Origin of the sequence: Streptomyces sp. OfavH-34-F (genome assembly GCF_022347745.1) — a bacterium.
In the GTDB taxonomy this organism is placed as follows: Bacteria; Actinomycetota; Actinomycetes; order Streptomycetales; family Streptomycetaceae; genus Streptomyces.
Genome location: NZ_JAKRGC010000341.1, coordinates 1 through 6,508 on the forward strand (window position 1 = coordinate 1; position 6,508 = coordinate 6,508).

Genomic DNA, 6,508 nt, shown 5'->3' on the forward strand with positions numbered 1-6,508 from the left:
CCATCGGCGGGAACGACCTCGGCGCCTTCCACCCCTGCTCCGGCCTGGGGGCCGAGGTGGAGGTGGAGCAGTACGCCGAGGGCGGCAACAACGGCTTCGCCTGGCAGCTGCCGGGCCGGATCACCTGGACGAACATCACGCTCACCCGCCCGGTCACCGCCGACACGCTCAAGATCGCGCGCTGGCTGAGCGAGACGACCCAGCGCGTCGAACGCAAGGACGGCGAGATCGTCGCGCTGCGGCCCAACCTGACCCGGATTATCAGCTGGCAGATCCAGGGCATCGTGCCGGTCCGCTGGCAGGGCCCGTCGTTCGACCCGGCCAGCTCGCAGGCCGCGATCGAGACGCTGGAGATCGCCCACGAGGGCCTGGTGCCGTCCTGATGTCCCGCCGCACCCCGCACGTACGCGCCCCGTACGCCCACCACGCCCCGGAAGGAGGGACACCGTGCCCGCCGCTGCCCGCACGAGCCGTGCCCGCGCCCAGCTGACCATCATGGAGCCGCCGGCCGACGTCGGCGCCAAGCCCGGCGGCACGCTCGCCCGGCTCACGCTCCAGTTCAACCCGGCGACGCTCTCGCTGAGCAAGACCACCGAGTGGCGCCGCACCCCGTCCCGTACGGCGGGCGAGTCCGCGCTGCCCGAATTCGTGGGCAGCGGGCCCCGCTCGCTGTCCATGGACGTGTTCCTGGACGCCACCGCCACCCACGACAACTCCGTGGAGAAGGCGGTCGAGCAGCTGATGACGGCCTGCGTGCCGACCCCGAGCAGCCTGGGCCGCAAGAAGCCGTCGAGCCCCTGGGTCCGGTTCGACTGGGGGACGTCCACGACCACCTCGTTCGACGGGGTGCTGGCCGGCCTCTCCGTCTCGTACACGCTGTTCGACGTGGACGGGAAGCCGCTGCGCGCCACCTGCTCGCTGTCCATCGAGGAGGCGAGCGTCGACCCGGCCGGGCAGAACCCGACGTCCGGCGCGCGGGAGGCCCGGCGCACGCACACGGTCGTCGCCGGGGACAGCCTGCCGCTGCTCGCCTGGCGGGAGTACGGGGACGCCACCGCCTGGCGCACGATCGCCGAGGCCAACGACATCGACGACCCGATGCAGCTCGCCCCCGGCAGCGAACTCCTCGTCCCCGCGCTGGAGGACGGCACGGCGGACGAGGGCGTACGGGAGGCGGCCCGGTGACCGGCCCCGCCCGCTCCTTCGCCGCCGACCCGATCGTGGAGGCCCCCGCCGAGCTGCCCGCCGCCTGGGCCGCCCAGCTGGTGAGCTGCGCGGTCGACGAGAACGTCGGACTCCCCGACAGCGCCGTCCTCACGTACCGCGACCCGTACCACACGCTGCTCACGGCCACCGGGATCACCATCGGGACGCCGCTGAAGATATCCGTGGTCACCGTCCAGGAACGGGCGCGCGAGCGGCTGTTCACCGGCGAGGTGACCGCGCTGGAACTCGACAGCGACACCACCGGATCGTTCACCGTCGTCCGCGCCTACTCCAAGGCGCACCGGCTGCGGCGCGGCCGGAAGGTCGTCGCGTACCGCAACATGAGGGCCGCCGACATCGTCCGCAAGGTCGCCGCCGGGGCCGGACTGCCGTGCGGGAAGGTCGAGGCGGCGCCCGTCACGTACAAGCAGCTCACCCAGCCGAACATCTCCGACTGGGACTTCCTCCAGTACCTCGCGGGGGAGTGCGGGGCGCATGTGCGGGTGGACGAGAACGGCGTGCTCCAGTTCGTGAAGCCGAAGCCCGCCGCCTCGGCGCCCGCCCCGTCCACGTCCGCGTCCAAGCATCCGATGGTGCTGGAGTACGGGCGCAACCTGCTGGCGCTGCGGGCCGTGCTGACCGGGGCGGACGGGGCGGACAGCGTCGAGGTGCGCGGCTGGGACGTGGAGACGAAGACCCGGCTCGTCGCCCGCGAGCAGTCGATCCGGTCCACCACCGTCGTGCCCGGCGCCAGCCCGTCCGCCGCCGCCGGGGCCTTCGGGCCGAACGCCCGGATGACCGTCGCCGACACCCCGTACCGGACCCAGGCCGAGGCGGGCGCGGTCGCCGGGGCGGTCGCCGCCCGGGTCGCCTCCGGCTTCGGCGAGATCGAGGCCGTCGCCGAGGGCAACCCGCGCCTGCGCGCCGGGGAACCGGTCGCGCTCGGCAACGTGGGCCCCGCCTTCGCCGGCCGCTACACCGCGACCGCCGCCCACCACACCCTGGACCCGCAGGGCGGCTACCGTACGACGGTCCTGGTCAGCACCGACCCGGACCGCTCGCTCGCCGGACTCACCGGCGGCGGGGCGGCACCCGTGCCGGGGCCCCGCATGCCCGGTCTCGCCATCGGCGTCGTCACCGACATCCGGGAGGGCCGGGGCGGCGGCGAACGCGGCTCGGTACGGCTCAAGTTCCCCTGGCTGGACGACACGTACGTCACCGACTGGGTCCGCACCGTGCAGTGGGGCGGCCAGGGCGGCGGCGGGGTGTTCAGCCCCGAGGTCAACGACGAGGTCCTGGTCGGCTTCGAGCAGGGCATGCTCGACAGCCCGTACGTGCTCGGCGGCCTGTACAACGGCGTCGACAAGCCGTCCCCGCACGACGTACCCCTGGTGGACCCGACCAGCGGCAAGGTCAACCGCCGCTCCCTGGTGTCCCGTTCCGGCAACCGGATCGAACTGCTCGACACCCCGCGCGGCCCGTCCGGAGTACGGCTCGCCACCGGTGACGAGCAGCTGGAGATCACGCTGGACGAACGGCGCGGCGAGATCGCGCTCAAGGTGTACGCGCGCGGCACCTCCCGCGTCCTCAGCTCCCTGGCGCTCGACCGCTCCGGGATCACCCTCGACGCGGGCACCGGCGACGTCCGGATCAAGGGCCGGCAGGTGACCGTCAGCGGCAAGACCGGCGTCACCGTCGACGGCGGACTGCTCGCCGTCCTCAAGGCCGCACTCGTCCGCATCAATTGACGCCACCAACTGATGTCACCAGCTGACGCCACCCACTGACGCCCACCGACGCCCCGAACCGCACCACCGAGGAGAGCAACCGTCATGCCCCAGGCAGCCCGAACGGGCGACCCCACCGTCCACGGGGGCGTCATCGGCACCCCGCCGCCGGGCGCGGTGGCCGTGGCCACCGTCCTCATCGGCGGCAAGCCGGCCGCCGTCACCGGCAGCCTGCACGTGTGCGTGGTGCCGCCGCACGCCCTGCTCGGACCGGGCAACGTCATCATGCCGAACCCGGCCGCCGGCACCGTCCTCATCGGCGGGCTGCCCGCCGCCCGCATGGGCGACACCACCAGCTGCGGCGCGAAGATCGTCATGGGCGCGCCGAACGTCCTGATCGGAGGCCCGGTATGAGCGAGGGATTCATCGGCCGGGGCTGGGGGTTCCCGATGCGCGTCGGCGCCACCGGCGGCATCGGCATGGTCGAACGCGAGCAGGAGATCGAGGAGGCCATCGGCCTGATCCTCGGCACCGCCCCCGGCGAACGGCCCATGCGGCCCGAATTCGGCTGCGGCATCCACGAGTACGTCTTCGCGCCCGGCGACGGCGCCACCGCCGGACGCATCGCGCACGAGGTGCGGATCTCGCTGGAGCGCTGGGAACCGCGCATCGAGGTCCGGGACGTCGTCGTCGCGTTCGACACCGTCGAGGAGGGCACCCTCTACATCGACGTGCACTACACCGTGCGGTCCACCAACGACCTGCGCAACCTCGTCTTCCCCTTCTACACCATCCCGGAAGCGGGAGCCCGCTGATGTCCCTTCCCCCGCCCAACCTGGACGACCGCCGCTTCCAGCAACTCGTGGACGAGGCCAAGCGGTACGTCCAGCAGCGCACCCCGGAGTGGACCGACCACAACGTGTCGGACCCCGGCGTCACGCTGATCGAGACCTTCGCGTACATGGTCGACCAGCTGCTGTACCGGCTCAACCGGGTGCCCGACCGCAACTACCACGCCTTCCTCGACCTCCTCGGCGTCCAGCTCTACCCGCCCGCCGCCGCCCGCGCCGACGTCGACTTCTGGCTGTCCGCGCCGCAGCCGGACACCGTGCGCCTGCCCGCCGGTACGGAGGTGGCGACCGCGCGCGGCGAGACCGAGGAGGCGGTGGTCTTCTCCACCGACGAGGACCTGGCGATCCTGCCCAGCTCCCTGATCCGCCTCGTCACCGTCCCGGCCGGCGGCGAACAGACCGACCGGACCGGGCCGCTCGGCGAGGGCCGCGACATCCCCTGCTTCCAGGCCCGCCCCCAGCCCGGCGACGCCCTGCTGTTCGGGCTGCCCACCGCCGTGCCCCGCTGCATCGTCGCCGTACGCCTGGACAGCCGGGTGGAGGGCGTCGGCGTCGACCCCCGGCAGCCGCCGCTCGTCTGGGAGGCGTGGGACGGCGCCCGCTGGGTGCCCTGCGCGACCGGCACCGACTCCACCGGCGGCCTCAACAAGCCCGGCGAGATCACCGTGTTCGTGCCCGCCGGACACACCATGTCCGTCGCGGCCGGCACCCGGGCCGGCTGGCTGCGCTGCCGCGTCACCGAGGCCGAACCCGGCCAGCCCTTCTACTCCGAGTCCCCGACGATCCGCGAGGCCGAGGTGTTCACCGTCGGCGGCACGATCGGCGTCGAACACGCGGAGACCGTCCACGACGTGCCCCTCGGCACCTCCGAGGGCGTCGCCGGCCAGACCTTCGCCGCCCCCCGCACCCCCGTCCTCCTCGACGGCGAACCCCCGCGCGTCGAGGTGTCCTCGGACGACGGCTGGCAGACCTGGACCCCGGTCGAACACTTCGGCGCCTCCGGGCCCGGCGACCGGCATGTGCGCGTGGACCCCGTCGCCGGCCGGTTCGCCTTCCCGCCCGAGGTCCGCGAACAGGACGGCACCATGCGGGCGTACGGGGCGGTCCCCGCCAAGGGCGCCCACATCCGCGTCGCCCGCTACCGCACGGGCGGCGGCGCCGCCGGCAACGTGGCGCGCGGCGCGATCCGCGTCCTGCGCAGCTCCGTCCCGTACGTCGCCGGCGTCACCAACCGCGAGGCGGCGCGCGGCGGCGTGGACGGCGAGACCGTCGAGAACGCCAAGATCCGCGCCCCGCAGATCCTCCGCGTCCAGGAACGGGCCGTCACCGCCCAGGACTACGAGGCCATCGCCCGCGAGGCCGCGCCCTCGCTGCGCCGGGTCCGCTGCCTGCCCGCCGCCCCCGGCGAGGGCGGCGCGGTCCGCGTCCTCGTCGTCCCCGACGCCGTCCCCGACGAGGGCGGCCGGCTCCGCTTCGAACAGCTCGTCCCGCCGGACCAGATCCTCGCCGCCGTGGCCGCCCGGCTCGATGAACGCCGGCTCGTCGGCACCCGCCTGGTCGTCGAACCCCCCGCCTACCAGGGCGTCACCGTCGTCGCCGGACTCGTCGCCGACGAGGGCGAGACGGACCGGGTCCGGGCCGCCGCGCTCGACGCCCTCTTCGCCCACATCGACCCGCTGCGGGGCGGCGCCGACGGCACCGGCTGGGCCTTCGGCAGGCCCGTCCAGTACGGCGAGGTCTTCGCCGTACTCCAGGCCGTGCCCGGCGTCCGCCTGGTCGAGGAGGTCCGGCTCTTCCCCGCCGACCCGCTCACCGGCAGGCGCGGCGGGGCGGTGGACCGGATCGACGTCGCCGCCAACGCGCTCGTCTTCTCCCACCAGCACCAGATCGCCGTCACCGCCACCGGGGAGCGCTCATGACGAGGGCCGCCGTCCCCGGACTCCCCAGCCGCTACCCGATCGGCGCGCAACTGCCCGCCCTGTACGCGGACGACGACTTCGCCCAGCGCTTCACGGCGGGCCTGGACACCGTCCTCGCCCCGGTCCTGTCCACCCTCGACAACCTCCCCGCCTACTTCGACCCGGCGCTCACCCCGGAGGACTTCCTGCCCTGGCTGTCCTCCTGGGTCGGCGCCGGCATCGACCCGTCCTGGCCCGTCGAACAGCGCCGCGCCGCTGTGGCCCGCGCCGTCGAACTCCACCGCCGCCGGGGCACCCGCCAGGGCCTCGCGGACCTGCTGCGCCTCTGCTTCGGCGCGGAGGCGGAGATCGTGGACGGCGGCGGCGCGAGCTGGTCGCGGGAGCCGGACTCCCCGCTGCCGCCCGCCCCGACCGGCGAACTCCTGGTCCGGCTGCGCCCCGCGCGCCCGGTGGACGAGTCCCGCGTGCTGGCGGTGGTCCGCGCCTCGTGCCCGGCGCACCTCACCTGCCGGGTGGAGATCCTGCCGCCCCACGACACCCCAGGGAGCCCGACATGACCCGCCCCTGCCCGTCCTGCGGCGCCGCGAACGCGGACGACGAGGACTTCTGCGGAAGCTGCGGTACGTACCTGGGCTGGGCGTCCAGGAGTACGGGGCCGGCGGCGCCGCCGCGCACGGACGAGCCCGCGCCCCGCCCCGAGCCGCCCCGCCTGCAGGCCCGTATCCGCGAACAGCGACGCGACCCTGCGAGGTAGAGCCGTGCCATTGCCCGGCGCCCGGTGGCTGACGCAGAACCGAGCCGTCGA

At 74.3% G+C, this 6,508-nt stretch carries 8 protein-coding genes; all 8 read left to right on the forward strand.

The features are described 5' to 3' along the window. Positions 1-2 precede the first annotated feature (2 nt). On the forward strand, positions 3-383 hold the full coding sequence (locus MHW47_RS30315; protein ID WP_239227062.1) for a phage tail protein: 381 nt from the start codon (positions 3-5) through the stop codon (positions 381-383). 112 nt (positions 384-495) lie between these two features. Further along, positions 496-1,185, forward strand: a complete 690-nt coding sequence (locus MHW47_RS30320) for a LysM peptidoglycan-binding domain-containing protein (RefSeq protein WP_239227071.1) — start codon at positions 496-498, stop codon at positions 1,183-1,185. After that, the gene (locus MHW47_RS30325) at positions 1,182-2,954 is read left to right on the forward strand and encodes a VgrG-related protein (RefSeq protein ID WP_239227064.1); all 1,773 of its coding nucleotides are present in this window, start codon (positions 1,182-1,184) and stop codon (positions 2,952-2,954) included. Before MHW47_RS30320 ends, MHW47_RS30325 begins: the two co-directional genes overlap by 4 nt. An 84-nt stretch (positions 2,955-3,038) precedes the next feature. Then, positions 3,039-3,347, forward strand: coding sequence for a PAAR domain-containing protein (locus MHW47_RS30330; protein ID WP_239227065.1), 309 nt, complete (start codon positions 3,039-3,041; stop codon positions 3,345-3,347). Further along, positions 3,344-3,748, forward strand: coding sequence for a GPW/gp25 family protein (locus MHW47_RS30335; RefSeq protein ID WP_111337054.1), 405 nt, complete (start codon positions 3,344-3,346; stop codon positions 3,746-3,748). The genes MHW47_RS30330 and MHW47_RS30335 overlap by 4 nt, the downstream gene beginning before the upstream one ends. Beyond that, complete coding sequence (locus MHW47_RS30340) at positions 3,748-5,703, forward strand: putative baseplate assembly protein (protein WP_239227067.1); 1,956 nt, start codon at positions 3,748-3,750, stop codon at positions 5,701-5,703. Before MHW47_RS30335 ends, MHW47_RS30340 begins: the two co-directional genes overlap by 1 nt. Next, the gene (locus MHW47_RS30345) at positions 5,700-6,260 is read left to right on the forward strand and encodes a phage tail protein (RefSeq protein WP_239227068.1); all 561 of its coding nucleotides are present in this window, start codon (positions 5,700-5,702) and stop codon (positions 6,258-6,260) included. Before MHW47_RS30340 ends, MHW47_RS30345 begins: the two co-directional genes overlap by 4 nt. Next, positions 6,257-6,457, forward strand: a complete 201-nt coding sequence (locus MHW47_RS30350) for a zinc-ribbon domain-containing protein (RefSeq protein WP_239227069.1) — start codon at positions 6,257-6,259, stop codon at positions 6,455-6,457. Before MHW47_RS30345 ends, MHW47_RS30350 begins: the two co-directional genes overlap by 4 nt. The last annotated feature ends 51 nt before the right edge of the window (positions 6,458-6,508 follow it).